This is a genomic window from Pseudomonas sp. C5pp, from assembly GCF_000814065.1.
Lineage (GTDB): Bacteria > Pseudomonadota > Gammaproteobacteria > Pseudomonadales > Pseudomonadaceae > Aquipseudomonas > Aquipseudomonas asiatica.
In genome coordinates this window covers 94574-108723 of the sequence record NZ_JWLN01000009.1, presented here as the reverse complement: position 1 = coordinate 108723, position 14150 = coordinate 94574, and the positions used below count along the sequence as shown (strand labels likewise).

General features: G+C 65.7%; 13 protein-coding genes. 1 reads left to right on the top strand and 12 read right to left on the bottom strand.

Translation table 11 applies throughout. The features are described 5' to 3' along the window. Nucleotides 1-143: 143 nt before the first annotated feature. The 5 genes from RR51_RS09560 to RR51_RS09540 form a co-directional block, all read right to left on the bottom strand. Nucleotides 144-1469, bottom strand: coding sequence for an MFS transporter (locus RR51_RS09560; RefSeq protein ID WP_039613327.1), 1326 nt, complete (start codon nucleotides 1467-1469; stop codon nucleotides 144-146). 191 nt (nucleotides 1470-1660) lie between these two features. Further along, complete coding sequence (locus RR51_RS09555) at nucleotides 1661-3340, bottom strand: FAD-dependent oxidoreductase (protein WP_039613326.1); 1680 nt, start codon at nucleotides 3338-3340, stop codon at nucleotides 1661-1663. Between the two features lie 39 nt (nucleotides 3341-3379). Next, complete coding sequence (locus RR51_RS09550) at nucleotides 3380-3700, bottom strand: NIPSNAP family protein (RefSeq protein ID WP_013972108.1); 321 nt, start codon at nucleotides 3698-3700, stop codon at nucleotides 3380-3382. After that, nucleotides 3685-5418: an FAD-dependent oxidoreductase gene (locus RR51_RS09545; protein WP_039613325.1), complete on the bottom strand. Its 1734-nt coding sequence runs from the start codon at nucleotides 5416-5418 to the stop codon at nucleotides 3685-3687. The genes RR51_RS09550 and RR51_RS09545 overlap by 16 nt, the downstream gene beginning before the upstream one ends. Before the next feature lie 4 nt (nucleotides 5419-5422). Then, the gene (locus RR51_RS09540) at nucleotides 5423-6232 is read right to left on the bottom strand and encodes a shikimate dehydrogenase family protein (protein ID WP_039613324.1); all 810 of its coding nucleotides are present in this window, start codon (nucleotides 6230-6232) and stop codon (nucleotides 5423-5425) included. Between the two features lie 155 nt (nucleotides 6233-6387). Here RR51_RS09540 and RR51_RS09535 point away from each other — a divergent pair, with 155 nt between their 5' ends. Next, nucleotides 6388-7158 carry an IclR family transcriptional regulator gene (locus RR51_RS09535; RefSeq protein WP_039613323.1) on the top strand — a complete coding sequence of 257 codons (771 nt, stop codon included), beginning with the start codon at nucleotides 6388-6390 and terminating at the stop codon, nucleotides 7156-7158. 229 nt (nucleotides 7159-7387) lie between these two features. Here the strand turns inward: RR51_RS09535 and RR51_RS09530 are convergent, their stop codons facing one another. From RR51_RS09530 to RR51_RS09500, 7 genes are read right to left on the bottom strand one after another with little or no spacing between them, the layout of a single operon-like run. Continuing rightward, nucleotides 7388-8431, bottom strand: coding sequence for an ABC transporter substrate-binding protein (locus RR51_RS09530; protein ID WP_039613322.1), 1044 nt, complete (start codon nucleotides 8429-8431; stop codon nucleotides 7388-7390). Beyond that, nucleotides 8428-9561, bottom strand: a complete 1134-nt coding sequence (locus RR51_RS09525) for an NAD(P)/FAD-dependent oxidoreductase (RefSeq protein ID WP_039613321.1) — start codon at nucleotides 9559-9561, stop codon at nucleotides 8428-8430. The genes RR51_RS09530 and RR51_RS09525 overlap by 4 nt, the downstream gene beginning before the upstream one ends. Beyond that, nucleotides 9558-10916, bottom strand: coding sequence for an FAD/NAD(P)-dependent oxidoreductase (locus tag RR51_RS09520; RefSeq protein ID WP_039613320.1), 1359 nt, complete (start codon nucleotides 10914-10916; stop codon nucleotides 9558-9560). The genes RR51_RS09525 and RR51_RS09520 overlap by 4 nt, the downstream gene beginning before the upstream one ends. Further along, on the bottom strand, nucleotides 10913-11203 hold the full coding sequence (locus RR51_RS09515; RefSeq protein WP_003260558.1) for a (2Fe-2S)-binding protein: 291 nt from the start codon (nucleotides 11201-11203) through the stop codon (nucleotides 10913-10915). The genes RR51_RS09520 and RR51_RS09515 overlap by 4 nt, the downstream gene beginning before the upstream one ends. Nucleotides 11204-11217: 14 nt before the next feature. Beyond that, the gene (locus tag RR51_RS09510) at nucleotides 11218-12012 is read right to left on the bottom strand and encodes an ABC transporter permease (protein WP_025339622.1); all 795 of its coding nucleotides are present in this window, start codon (nucleotides 12010-12012) and stop codon (nucleotides 11218-11220) included. 4 nt (nucleotides 12013-12016) lie between these two features. After that, nucleotides 12017-12886: an ABC transporter permease gene (locus RR51_RS09505; RefSeq protein ID WP_013972117.1), complete on the bottom strand. Its 870-nt coding sequence runs from the start codon at nucleotides 12884-12886 to the stop codon at nucleotides 12017-12019. Next, on the bottom strand, nucleotides 12883-13902 hold the full coding sequence (locus RR51_RS09500; protein ID WP_013972118.1) for an ABC transporter ATP-binding protein: 1020 nt from the start codon (nucleotides 13900-13902) through the stop codon (nucleotides 12883-12885). Before RR51_RS09500 ends, RR51_RS09505 begins: the two co-directional genes overlap by 4 nt. Nucleotides 13903-14150: the final 248 nt, after the last annotated feature.

The window sequence follows — 14150 nt, the reverse complement described above, 5'->3', positions numbered from 1 at the left end:
CCGCGTTGGATTCTTCGCGGCTGAAGCCGCTCCCACAGGTACAGCGCATGTCTTGACTCAGGCGCGACCCCACACAGTGCGTTCATCGGACTGATCAAAAAAAGGGCCCGCAAGGGCCCCGTAGAGGAAAATGGTCAGCGCGTTCAGGCGCTCTCGATCTTGCGCGGCGCCATGAAGTACATCCACACCAGCGCCAGGAAGTACATCGCCGGGATCATGGTGAACAACACGGCATAGTTGTTATTGGTAGCGGTCAGCACGCTACCGACGATCTGCGTCATGAACATCCCGCCAATCGCAGCGCACATGCTGCCGAAACCGAACACGGTACTCACCAGTTGCTTGGGCGTGTAGTCCATCACCAGGCTCCAGATATTCGCCGTCCATGCCTGATGCGCGCCCACCGCCAGCGAGATGGCCGCCACCGCGACCCACAGGCCACTGGCGTTGGCGGCAAAGGTGACGCTGACCATGGTGCAGGCGAAGATCAGCATCGACACCAGCCGCGCGGTGGTCGCGCGCACGCCACGGCCGATCAGCCAGGAAGACAGGATGCCGCCGCCGATGCTGCCGAAGTCCGCCGTCAGCCAGATGATGATCAGCGGGATGCCCATCTGGGTCACGTTGATGCCCAGGCTGTATTGCTGGTAGAGGAACGGTGGCAGCCAGTACAGGTAGAACCAGAACACCGGTGCGGTAATCGCGTAGGCCACCGCGAAGGCCCAGGTGCCACGCAGGCGCAGGATACGGCTGAACGGCACGCGGGTTGGCTCGGGCTCGTCATCCTGCTGGATGTACTCCACCTCGCTCTGGCGCACGCGCGGGTGATCTTCAGGGTTGTAGTACTTCAACACCCACAGCACCACCCACACCAGGCCCAGGCTGCCCATGGCGATGAACGCGGCCTGCCAGCCCCACACGGCCAGAATCATCGGCAGCAGGGCCGGTGTGACCATGGCGCCGACGTTGGTGCCGGCATTGAACAGGCCGGTGGCGATGGCCCGCTCGCCAGCCGGGAACCACAGGCGCACGGTCTTCACGCAGGCCGGGTAGTTGGCGGCCTCGGTCAGGCCGAGGATGAAGCGGCAGACCATGAAGCCAGCGGCCGAGGTGGCCAGGCCGTGAGCGCCGGTGGCCAGGCTCCACAGCAGCACGGCGAAGAAGAAAGCGCGCTTCACCCCGACCTTGTCGATCAGCCGGCCCTGCAGCAGAAAGCCGACCGCGTAGCCGACCTGAAACCAGAAGTTGATGTTGGCGTAGTCCATCGCCGTCCAGCTCATTTCCTTGGCCAGGACGGGCTGCATGATGCCGAGCGCGGCACGGTCGATGTAGTTCAGGGTGGTGGCGAAGAACACCAGGGCGAGCATGCCCCAACGGGTCTTGCCGACGCCGAAGGCGCCGCGAAGCTTGTCGCCGATCGAACCCTGGGGCATCCGGGGGGCGGCGGGGGTGGTCTTGGAGTGGTTCATAAACTGCTCGATTCTTGAAATTGTATTCAGCTGCGGTGCTGCGAGTACGTGACCAGTTCCCAGGCAGGGGGCACGCAAGGCCGGTGCATGGTGAGCAGTGAAGGCGGCAGCGTCAATTAAAGGGAGGGGCTAGTGTTCGGTTACCGAACGGTTGCGTTGGGCCTGCAGGCGAGGCAAGGGGCAACGTGAATTCAGGTGGTCAAGGTACTCAACGCTCTACCAGCCAGATAACCGAATGTCATCCCCGGCCCCAGTGTGATACCGCCACTCGGGTAATGCCCGCCCATCACGCTGTGCATGTCGTTGCCCACCGCATACAGCCCGGGGATCGGCCGCGCATTGCGGTCCAGTACCCGGGCCGAGGCATCCGTGCCCAGGCCGGCGAAGGTACCCAGGCTGCCCGGCAACAGTTTCACTGCGTGGAACGGCCCGTGCAGCAGTGGCCGCAGCGACGGATTGGGGGCTTGCGACGGCTCGCCCTGCGCCCGGTTGTAGGCCGATACACCGCGCTGGAAAAGCGGGTCTTCACCCCGGGTTGCATGGCGGTTGAAGCCGTCCACCGTGCGCTGCAACTGCTCGATGTCGATCCCGCAGCGCTGCGCCAGTTCCTCCAGCGTGCGACCGCTGTGCAGGTAACCGCAGCGTTGATAGTGACGGGTGGGGAAAGGGAAGGGCTTGGCCCAGCCGATACCATAGCGACGTTGCGCGGCATGGTCGCAGATCAGCCAGGCTTCCGGCGCTTCACCCTTTGGCGTGGCGGCGAACAGTGCGTTCATGAAGTCGTGGTAGCAATCGGCCTCGTTGACGAAGCGCCGGCCATCGCGGCGCACGGCGATGAAGCCGGGTTTGGCGCGATCGACCAAGTGCGGGAAATGGCCGAAGCTGCCATTGCTGCGCGGCACCCTCGACACAGGTGCCCAGGCACCCGCATGGGCCGTGGTCGCCTGGACCAGGCCACCGGCCTGTTCGCCCAGGTGCAGGCCGTCGCCGCTGTTTTCCCTGGGGGCTGCGGAGTAATGCTGGGTACCGTCCGGCGCATGTGGCATCAGGCGCGCGATGCGCTGGCGATCATGTGCAAAGCCACCGCAGGCCAGCACCACACCGCGGCGGGCATGGATCAGCTGGCCGTCGGCGAACTGTGCGCCGCTGACCCGGCCTTCGCCCAGCAGGCGGCTGGCCGGCTTGTCGGTCAGTAGCGTCACGCCAAGGTCCAGGGCGCTGCGCAGCAGCCGTGCCACCAGGGCGTTGCCATTGACCAGTTGCAGGCCGCGGCGGTGCAGCAGCAGGTCGCGGCAATGGCGCAGCAGGCGTTTGCCCACATGCAGCGCGGCCGTGGGCGAGCGTGTGGCGTTGAAGAAGGCGGCCATGTCGGCGCCGCCGGCAATGCCCATGCCGGCCAGGCTGACGATGTCCAGCGGTGGGCGCAGCTTGTGCAGCCAGGGCCCGAGCAGGCGCCCGTCGTATGGCAGGGCGCACAGCGAACGACCACCGCGCGTGCTGCCATCGCCCTCGCGCATGTCGGGCATGCGGCTGCCGCACTGGAACTGCACGGCGGTGTGTTGCTGGAAGAACGCCACCATCTGCGGGCCATGGTGCAGGAAGGCGCGCTGGCGCGGGTCCAGTTCGCTGACGTGGGTTTGCCCGCGCAGGTAGCGCTCCGGGGCATCGTCGGTCTCGACGATGCCTTCGGCAATGGCCAGCGGGTTGCGCGGTATCCACAGCCAGCCCCCCGACCAGGCACTGGTGCCGCCCAGTTGGCTGGCTTTTTCCGCGACGATCACCTGCTGGCCGTGATGGGCGGCAGTAACGGCGGCAGCCAGGCCAGAGGCACCGGAGCCGATGACAAGTACGTCACATTCGAGGGGTTGCATCGTGGGGTTCCGCTCAGGCATTGGAGGAAGGTTTTAGTTTTACTGCAGCGGTGAAAAGCCGGTGGGCCGCAGCATTCGCGACTGCAAGCGCAGCACCGCGCCCAGCTCGCGATTGCGCCTTGAGAACTCTGCCCAACGCGGGTCCGCTGCCATGGCTGCGCGGCGTGCCATGCGTTCGTCGAGGCTGGCATAGCCCCAGATATGCACCACCTGGTTGACCTCGCCGAACTCGCTGGTGAAAAAGCCGACCAGGTTACCGAGATGCTCGCTTTGCACCTCCAGCGCGTGGCTTTGGTACAGGCTCAGCCAGTCGGCCATTTTCAGTGGGTCCAGGGTGTAGGTTCTCAGTTCGTAGTACATGCTGGGGTCTCCATTTGGGTGGTTGGCGCCTGCAGGCGCGCGGCGATGTGGTTGGCAGCGAGCCAGCCGAAGGTGAGGGCGGGGCCCAAGGTGATGCCGGGGCCGGGGTAGGTGCCTTTCATCAGTGAGTTCATGTCGTTGCCCACTGCATAAAGCCCGGCAATCGGCTGGCCATCGCGGTTCAGCACGTTGGCCTGGGCGTTGGTCACCAGGCCGCGGGCTGAGCCAAGGTCGCCGGTGTGGATGCGGATGGCGTAGAACGGGCCGCTGGTCAGCGGCGCCAGGCATGGGTTGGGCGTGTGTTGCGGGTCGCCCATGTAGCGGTTGTAGCTGTTGCCGCCTTTGCCGAACGCGCGGTCGATGCCGTTGCGGGCGTCGGCGTTGAACTGCTCCAGGGTCTGCATGAATACCTGTGGGTCGACACCAATGGTCTTGGCCAGTGCCTGCGCTGTTGCGGCGCGGTACAGGTAGCCGGCGTCGATCAATGTCTGGTTGTCCACCGGCTTTGGCCGCGCCAGGCCCAGGCCGTAGCGGTTCATCGCTTCGGCATCGCAGACCAGCCAGCAGCTGGCGATGCCTTTGGCGAACATGGTCTGCACGAAGTGGTGGTAGGAATCGGACTCGTTGACGAAGCGTCGCCCGTCCGGGCCCACCGCGATCACCCCCGGCTTGGCGCGGTCGGTGACCAGGTGCGGGAAGCGCTCACGCTCGCCACTGGCATGGCGCAGTTCCGAAACCGGTGCCCAGAAGAAGTTGGCCACCAGGCCCTCACCCTGGGCTGCGGCCACGGCTTGGCCAAGGCGCAGGGCAGCGCCGTCATTGCTGGGCGGTGACATGGTCAGGTGCGGCGCCTGCCGGGCCGGCCGGTAGCTGTCGGCCAGCGCGCCTGCAGCGAACCCGCCCATGGCGCACACCACACCGCCCCGGGCCAGCACCCGTTCACGGCGCCCTTCGCGTTGCACCACCACGCCGGTGACCGCGCCGCGTTCGACGATCAGCTCCAGGGCTTCGCTGCGTAACCACAGCTGCGTGCCATGGGCGAAGGCGCTGCTGGCCAGGCGGGCGATCAAGGCGTTGCCGGTGGTAAGGCGGGTGCCACGCGGATGATGCAGGCGGTCCCGCGCGTAACGCGCCATCAGCTTGAGGCAATGCCACAGCGACCGGGGCGAGCGGCGGATACTGAGAAAGTGCTGGATATCCACGCGGTTGACCATCATGCCGCCGAACAGCAACATGCCGGGCGGCGGCATCTGCAGGTCCTTGAAGTGCGGGCCGAGCTGCCTGCCGTCGTACTCGACCATCTCCAGCGCCCGGCCAGACTGGGTGGCACCGGGGGCGTCCGGGTAGTAGTCCGGCGAATGCGGGCGCAGGGCGTAGCGCAGTTCGGTGTTCTGCTCCAGCCAGCGCAGCGCCTGGTGGCCATGCTCGATGAAGGCGTCGACCAGGGCGGGGTCATAGCCGTCGCCGATGACCTGCCTGAGGTAGGTGCGAATGGCCTCTGGGGAGTCCACCGCACCGGCGGCGCGGGATTGATCGGTACCGTAGAGCCACACCGCCCCGCCGGAAATCGCCGAGGTGCCGCCAAAGTGTTCGGCCTTTTCCACCACCAGCACTTTCAGCCCATGGCGCGCGGCCGTGGCGGCAGCCGTAAAACCACCGGCGCCGCTGCCCAGCACGACCAGGTCAAAGTTGTGTTGCGCATGTTCATGTGTCGGCATGGCTTCAGATCTCCAGCGGCGTGACGCCCATGAAGGCGCCCAGGTGGCCGAGTTGGGCGAAGGCCATTTCCGGGCCGGTCTGGACCGCGCAGCCGACCTGGCGTGCCCGCTTCAGCAACGGGGTGATCTCGGGCGAGGTGACCACGTCGGCGACCAGGGTTTCGGCTTGCAAGGTGGCGAGCAGGGCGGCAGGCAGTGGCAGCTCCGCGCTACCGCCCATGCCGACAGGGGAGGCATTGACCAGCAGGTCGAAGCCTTCCAGCCCGTCGACCCGGGTGGCGATTTCGACCGTGGGGAAGGCATTGCCGAGCAGCTCGCACACAGCGCCCATGCGCGCTGTGCTGGGGTCGCTGAGGGTGACGCTGGCGATGCCGGCCTCGCCCAGTGCATAGGCAATGGCACTGCCGACCCCGCCGCAACCGATTACCAACGCACGTTTGCCGGCCGGCTCGAAGCCATGTTTGCGTGCAGCACCTAGGAAGCCGGCGCCGTCCACGTTATCGCCCAGCAGTCGCCCGTCACGCTCTCGGCGAATCACATTGACCGAGCCAAGCGCGGCTGCGCGCTCGCTCAGGCTATCAAGGCGGCTGGCCAGGGCCTGCTTGTACGGCACGGTGACCACGCAACCGCGCAGGTTCTGCCAGCCACGCAGAGTGCCGGCAAAGGTATTCAGCGCGGTCTCCTGCAGGTCGATGGGCAGCATGGCGAGGTTGCAGTTGTTGTTGGCGAACCAGGTGTTGAAGTTTTCGGGGGACTTCACCTGTGCAATGGGCGAACCGACGATGGCGACCAGTTCAGTCGAACCACGAATCATGCTGACCTCCTTATTGGCGTTGTTATGCAGGCCAAGGGTGAGGCAATGGTGCGTGGGGGAACAATGCGCTCATCGGGCGTTTAATGCGATAATCGCATCATTGATCCGGTTATCGCGGTAATCGGCTGTTTTTGCCCTGCTTGCGAGTCGAATAGATGAACACCCCCGCTATCCATCCCCGTGATCTGATCGCCGGCTTGCAGAAGGGCTTGGCGCTGATGCAGCTGTTCAGCGCCGAGCAGCCGCGCCTGAGCGTGCCGCAGGCGGCCAGGTTGTCCGGCCTTACCCCCAGTGCCGCGCGGCGGTTTCTGCTGACCTTGGTGCACGAAGGGTTTGCCGAAACCGACAGCCGTGAGTACTGGCTTACGCCCAAGGCGCTGCGCCTTGGCCAGGCGTATGTGGACTCGGCGCAACTGCCGCGCATGCTGCGGCCGATCGTCGAGCAGGTGGCGCGGCAGACGCAGGAGCATGTGTCGGTGGGTACCCGTGATGGTGACGAGATCATCCACCTGGTACGCAGCCGCTACAGCCATGTTGCCTCGTTTTCGATCCGGCCGGGTTCGCGGGTGCCGATGTATTGCACCGCCGGCGGGCGCGTCTGGCTGGCCTGGCTGGATGAGGGGGAGCGGGATGCCTACTTTGCGCGTAACCCGCTGCGAGGGTTGACGCCTTATACGCAGACGGACCGGTTGCAACTGGAGGCGGAGTTGTTGCGAGTGAGGGAGCAGGGGTTCTGTATCGTGGATCAGGAGTATGAAATCGGCATGCGCGTGCTGGGTGTGCCACTGCTGGACCGGGCTGGCCGGCTGAAAGCGACGTTGACCATCACCACCCATGCTTCGCGGTTGAGTGTGGATGAAATACGCTTGCGGTATCTGCCGACCCTGTACGAGGCCCAGGCGTTGTTGCGACCGGTGCTGGATTGAGGTGTCAGGGTTTGGAGGCGTGTTGCCTTCTTTGCGGGAAACTCGTTCTCATAGAACTGAACATGATTCATTGAGCTAGCCGGGACCCTGTGGGAGCGGCTTCAGCCGCGAACACCGGCGCAGCCGGTGCCATGCACCGCGCTGGATTCTTCGCGGCTAAAGCCGCTCCCACAGGGTACGCGGACCGACAGCGCAGCCCAAAGGGGTGGGAGCGGCCCAGGCCCTCGGCTTATCGCTCGATCTGGCGGTTCCAGCGCGCGTTCCATTCGGGGCGCTGGGTGTTGACCTGGTCCCAGTCGATGGTCACGGCAGTCTGCAGATAGGTCTGCATGGCTTCGACCTGGCCACGGGTCTTGTCGCTGGTGGGGGTGTTGGGGTTGGACGGGATCTGGTCACCCAGCTCCAGTGCCGGCGACTGCGCCTCGGGGCTGAGCAGGAACTCGGCGAGCTTCTGCGCAAGTTCCGGCTGGTCGTTGTTGGCCGTGACGCATTCGGCCTGGTTGAGCACCACGGCACCTTCCTTGGGCGCGGCGTACTCCACCGGGATGCCTTTGAGCTTCAGCGCCGTCACCTGGGTGGGCGTGAGCGGGAACAGCGCGGCTTCGTCGGTTTGCACCATTTCCGAGAGCTTGGCCGAGTTGGGGATGTATTCCAGCACGTTCGGGCCCACGTTCTTCTGCCAGGCCGTGAAGCCCGGGTTGACATCGGTATCGCTACCGCCGTGCAGGCGGTTGTACATCAGGAAACCATGCAGGCCGAAGGTGGACGATGCCATCGACTGGAACACCACCTTGTCCTTGAAGCGCGGGTCGGCCAGGTCGTTCCACGAGGTGGGCGCCGCCCAGCCATTGGCTTTGAACAGGCGGCTGTTGTAGGCAAGCCCGGTCACGCCCAGGCTGACTGCGGCGGCCTTGTCCTTGATCAGGGCCTTTTCCGGCAACTGGGCCAAGGTCGGGTTGGGTTTGAGCTTGCTGCACAGGCCCATGCCGATGGCGCGGTACATGATGCCGTCATCCAGCACCATCACATGGATCGACGGCTTGTTCGGCGTGGCCTGGACCTTGGCCAGGATGTCGGCCGAGGTGCCGGGGACAATCACCACCTTCACGCCGTTGGCCTGCTCGAACTTTGGCAGGATATTGTCGCTGAACAGCCGTTCCATGGTGCCGCCGTTCATGCCCAGGTACAGCGTGGGTTGGGCCATGGCGGGCAGGCAGGCGAACAGGCCGGGCGCGGTGCAGAACAGGGCGAGCAAACGTTGCTTGTGCGTCATGACAGGTTTTCCTTGTGGTGGTTGGGCTGAAAGCGGTTGATGGAAAAAGCCGCCAGGCTGAGTGCCGGCGCGCCGTGCAGGATGCATTGCGCCAACGCTTCACCGGCAGCCGGCCCTATCTGGAAGCCGGCACCGGCAAAGCCGAAACCATGCAGCAGGCCGGGCTGGTGCAGGCTGGGGCCGAGCACCGGTTCGTCATCGGGCAGGTAGCCTTCGGTGCCGCTCCAGGTGCGAATGGCCTGGGCGCCGGCCAGTGCCGGGTACAGCTCGGTGGCGTTGTGCAGGATGTCGAGCACTGCGGCCTGGCCCGGGCGTGCGGTGGTCGGGGTCAGGGCAAAACCGCGCCCGCCGCCCAGCACGCAGTTGCCACGCGCCACCTGGCGAGCATAGATGCCGCCGCCTTCGACCCCGGTGCTGGCGGTCATGAACAGCGGCAGCGGCTCGGTGACCAGCATGGCTGGGTGGGCCGCGGTCAGCGGCACCGGCTCGCCGAACCGCTCGGCCAATTGCGCCGACCAGGCGCCGGCGCAATTCAACAGCCAGGGCGCCTTGAAGCCTTGGCCGCTGCTGGTGTGTACGCTGAAGTGGTGGCCATCGTGTCCCACCTCCAGCACCTTGCACTGTTCATGCACCCGGGCGCCGCTGCGCCTGGCCGCCTGGGCGAAGGCCGGTGACACCAGCCGTGGGTTGGCATGGCCGTCCTCGGGGCAGTACGAGGCGCCGACGGCGATATCGCCTACCCAGGGGAAGCGCTGGCGCAGTTCGCGTCGTTCAAGCAGTTGCAGGCGAAGGTCAAAAGCCTGGGTACGCCGGGCATAGGCCTTCAAGGCATCGAAGTCGGTTTCGCTGCGGGCCAGCTTCAGGTGGCCGCTGCGGGCGTATTCGCCATCGATGCCGATCCATTCGCGCAGATTCCCCCAGATGGCATGGGCGCGCATCGACAACGGCAGCTGGGCCAACGAGCGGCCCTGGCGGCGCACACCGCCGTAGTTCACTCCGCTGGAATGCGAGCCGCAGAAGTCGCGTTCCAGCAATGCCACTTGCCGACCAGCGCGGGCCAGGGTCAAGGCCGCGCTGCTGCCGATGATGCCGCCGCCAACGATGATGGCGTCCACTTCGATCAGCTTCATGGTTTTATCTCCAGGCCAAAGGGCAGGGGCTTGACCGGTGCCTGGCCACGCAGGCGCCCTACCTGGTCAATGGCCCGACCGCTTTCGCAGGCGATCAACTCGGCGGCAGCTGCACCGCACACGCGGCCCTGGCAGCGGCCCATGCCGACTCGGCACATGGCCTTGACCCGGTTGATTTCCCAGTGCCCGGCACGCACGGTGGCGCGGATTTCCCCGGCGCTGATCTGCTCGCAGCGGCACACGGTGAGCTCGTCCGGGGCTTGCCGGGCCCACTGCTCGGGAAATGGAAAGGCCTGCTCCAGCCCCTGGCGGAAGCGCTGCAAGGTGGCCAGGCGCCTTTCCAGTTGCTGCTGGCGCTGCGGGTTGCCGGGCTTGCCAAGGTCGGCCAGCAGTGTCAGGGCGGCCAGTTCACCGCTCATCTCGGCACCGTCGGCACCGAGGATGCCGGCACCATCGCCCGCCAGGTACACGCCAGGGCTGGTGGCCCGGCCCTGGGCGTCACGTACCGGTAGCCAGGCGCGGTTGAGCGCGCTCCAGGCGAACTGGCAACCCAGCAGGTCGGCCAGTTGGGTTTCACTGCGCAGGGCGTGGGCGAATGCCACGGCGTCGCACGGCAGGTCGTGTTGTTGGCCATTTTGCGACCAGCGCACACCGCTGGCACGTTGCTCGCCGTCGATACCCAGCAGGGTCACGCCTTGGTGCACCGGCACACCCTTGCGGGCCAGCCAGGCTCGGTAGTACAGGCCCTTGGCAAAGGTGCCCGGTTGTAGAAGCAGGCGTGGCAGGGCACGCACCTGGGCGCTGAACGGTGAGGTGTCGAGCACCGCGCTGACCGTGGCACCGGCCTTGGCGTACTGGTAGGCCACCAGGTACAGCAGCGGCCCGCTGCCGGCCAGCACCACCCGTTCACCGATCGCGCAGCCCTGGAACTTCAGGGCGATTTGCGCAGCGCCCAAGGTATAGACCCCAGGCAGGGTCCAGCCGGGTATCGGCAACACCCGGTCGGTGGCACCGGTGGCGACGATCACCCGGTCGAACGCCAGGCGGTCGGCCAGTTGGCCCTGTTGCAAGGTGTCCAGCACTTGCTGCTCGGCGTTCCATACCAGGGTGTCCGGGCGGTAGTCGACCTGCCCGCGCAGTTGCTCAAGGGTGGAGTGCACGGCTTGCGCTTTTCCTGCCTCGAAGCCGTACAAGGCTTTGGCCGAGCGGCGAAAGTTGGTCGGCTGTTGGCGGTAGATCTGCCCGCCGCCGCGGCTGGCTTCGTCCAGCAACACCGGGCGCAGGCCGTGGGTTACCAGGGTTTGCGCGGCGCGGATGCCGGCCGGGCCGGCGCCGATGATCACGATCGCACTCATGGCTGGCGCCCCGGGTCGCGGGTCACGCACTGGCCCGGTTCCAGAAAGGTCGAGCAGGCGCGTACCCGACGGCCATCCTGCAGGCGTACCCAGCAGTCCTGGCAGGCGCCCATCAGGCAGAAGCCGGCGCGTGGTTCGGCGCTGAAGTCGCTGCCGCGCAGGTGCCCGGCATTGGTCAGGATGGCAGTCAGCAGGGTATCGCCACTCATGCCTTTGGCCGGTTGGCCGTCGAGCAGGAAGGGCACAGGCTCGCGGTCGTGTTCGGCCACGCGCTTGAACAGAGGCATGGGGGCATTCCTTGTCATTGCTTGCCCACCAGCACGCGGTCCAGGCCATATACGCGGTCCAGGGCGACCATGGTCAGGGCGGTGACGGCGATAACCAGCGCCGAGACGGCGGCCATCATCGGGTCGATGGATTCGGTGGCGTATACGTACATGCGCACTGGCAGGGTCTGGGTGGCAGGCGAGGTGACGAAGATCGACAGGGTCACTTCGTCGAAGCTGTTGATGAACGCCAGCAGCCAGCCGCCGGCCACACCGGGCAGGATCATCGGCAGGGTGACCTTGCAGAACAGCGTGACCCGGCCAGCACCCAGGCTTTGCGCGGCCTGCTCGGCGCTGCGGTCGATACCGATGGCTGCAGCCAGTACCAGGCGCAGCACGTAAGGGGTGATCACCACGACATGGGCGAACACCAGCCAGGCGAAGCTGCCATTGACCCCCAGCAAGGCGAACAGCCGCAGCAAGGCCACACCCAGAACCAGGTGCGGGATGATGATCGGCGACAGCAGCAGGCCGTTGAGAAAGCCTTGGCCGGGGAAGCTGTAGCGGGTGATTGCCAGGCCCGCCGGCACGGCGATCAAAGTGGCCAGCGAGGCAGCCAGGGCCGCGAGTTTCAGGCTGTTGTAAAACGCATCGAGGAAATCGGCACGCTCGAACACGGCGCTGAACCAGCGCAGCGAGAAGCCGGCGGTGGGCAGGCTGAGGGTGTTTTCCGGGGTGAATGCCACCAGGCACACCACCACCAGCGGGGCGAGCATGAACAGCATCACCAGGGCGTGAAAGGACAGGGCCAGCGGGCCGTTACGGGTCATCGGTTCAGACTCCAAGTGCGCGTTTGTAGCGGCGTTCGACCAGCCGGTTCCAGCTGAGCATCACCAGCAGGTTGATCAGCAGCAGGGCCACGGCGATGGTGGCACCCATCGGCCAGTTCAGTTCGGCCAGGTACTGGTCGTAGATCATGGTGGCGACCATCTTCAGCCGGCGCCCGCCCAGCAGGCCGGGGATGGCGAACGAACTGGCGGCCAGGCCGAACACGATCAGCGTGCCTGACAGCACGCCGGGCATGATCTGTGGCAGCACGATGCGGCGGAACACCGTCCACTGGCTGGCACCCAGTGACAGCGCGGCTTGCTCGGCAGCCGGGTCGAGCTTCTGCAGCGAGGTCCACACCGGGATGATCATGAACGGCAGCATCACGTGGACCAGGCCGATGATCACTGCAAAGGGCGTATACAGCAGCTTCACCGGCTGGCCGCCGAGGGCAGTGATGCCCTGGTTGACCAGGCCGTCGGCGCCCAGCAGCAGGCTCCAGCCGAAGGCCCGCACTACCACCGAAATCAGCAGCGGGGTCAGCACCAGGATCAGGAAGATCGAGCGCCACGGCGCGCCCATGCGGCTGAGCACCAAGGCCTCGGGGATGCCGATCAGCACGCAAAGCAGGGTGACCAGGGCGCTGATCCAGAAGGTGCGGAAGAAGATCTCGTAGTAGTAGGTGTCGGTCACCAGGCTCAGGTAATGGCCGAGGGTGTACTGGCCGGCCTGGATGCCGCTGCTGTAGTCGAACGCGTTGAACGACAGCAGCACGGTCAGCCCCAGTGGCACCACCAGCAAGGCCAGGAACAACAGCAGCGCCGGGCTGCTGAGGCCGTAGCCCCAGGCGCTGCTGCGCAGCTTTGCCGCGCTCATGCCGCCACCTCGCCAGCGTTCAGTACCCGCAGCAGGGCATCGTTCCAGTCCAGGCCGACCTGTGTGCCTTCATCCAGCGGTGTGTTGCCGTCGTTGGCACGCACCACGGCCAGGTTGCCCAGAGCAGTGTCGACCCGATACAGCCACTGGCTGCCGAGGAAGTAGCGGCAGCTGATGCGGCCTGCGAGCCTGCCGCTACCGGCCGGGCCGAGGCTGATTTTTTCCGGGCGCAGGCTGAGGGTCAGCGGGCCCTGGGCATTCGCCTGCGGTTGCCCGCCTGGGCCGGTTACACCGCGCAGGCGGTTGGCCTTGCCGACAAAATCGGAAATGAAGGGCGTACCCGGGTGTTCGTAGAGGCGGTAGGGGTCATCTACCTGGGTAATGCGCCCGGCCTCCATCACCACCACCCGGTCGCTGATCGACAAGGCCTCGGCCTGGTCGTGGGTGACCATCAAGGTGGTAATGCCGACCTCGTTCTGGATGCGACAGATCTCGAACTGCATTTCTTCACGCAGGTGGGCGTCCAGGTTGGACAGCGGTTCGTCCAGTAGCAGCACCGGCGGTTCGATCACCAGTGCGCGGGCCAGGGCCACCCGCTGACGCTGGCCGCCGGAGAGTTCGCGCGGGTAGCGCTCGGCATGCTTGTCCAGGCGCACCAGCGCCAGGGACTGGTCGACCCGGCGGGCGATGTCGGCGTTGGCCACCTTGCGCATGCGCAGGCCGAAGGCGACGTTGTCGCGCACGGTCATGTGCGGGAACAGCGCGTAGCTCTGGAACACCACGCCCAGGCCTCGGCTGGCCGGCTTGGCGTGGGTGATGTCGCGGCCGTCGAGGACAATGCGGCCGCTGGTGACCTCGACGAAGCCGGCAATCATTTGCAGGGTGGTGGTCTTGCCGCAGCCCGAAGGGCCAAGCAGGGAGACGAACTCGCCTTTCTCGATGGCCAGTGACGAGCTGGCCACTGCCTCCGTGGCGCCATAGCGCTTGCAAAGCTTGTCGATCAACAGAAAGGTCATGGCTGTGCTCCATCGCAAACGGAACCGGGGTCAACCGGCAGTTTCAGGGTGGGCAGAGCGCCAGCGGCGAAAAGCAATGCTTTTACGGACGTTGGCGCTCGCTTCTGTGGCGGCGGCCGATGTTGTGATATCGCCCTATGGACCGGAGAGTAGGGCAATGATTAGGATGGCGACAAAGGGTAATTTCACTGGGTGACAGCTATTTTGAAATTATTCCACTGACTGGAATTTTCTAAGGTTTGACGAAA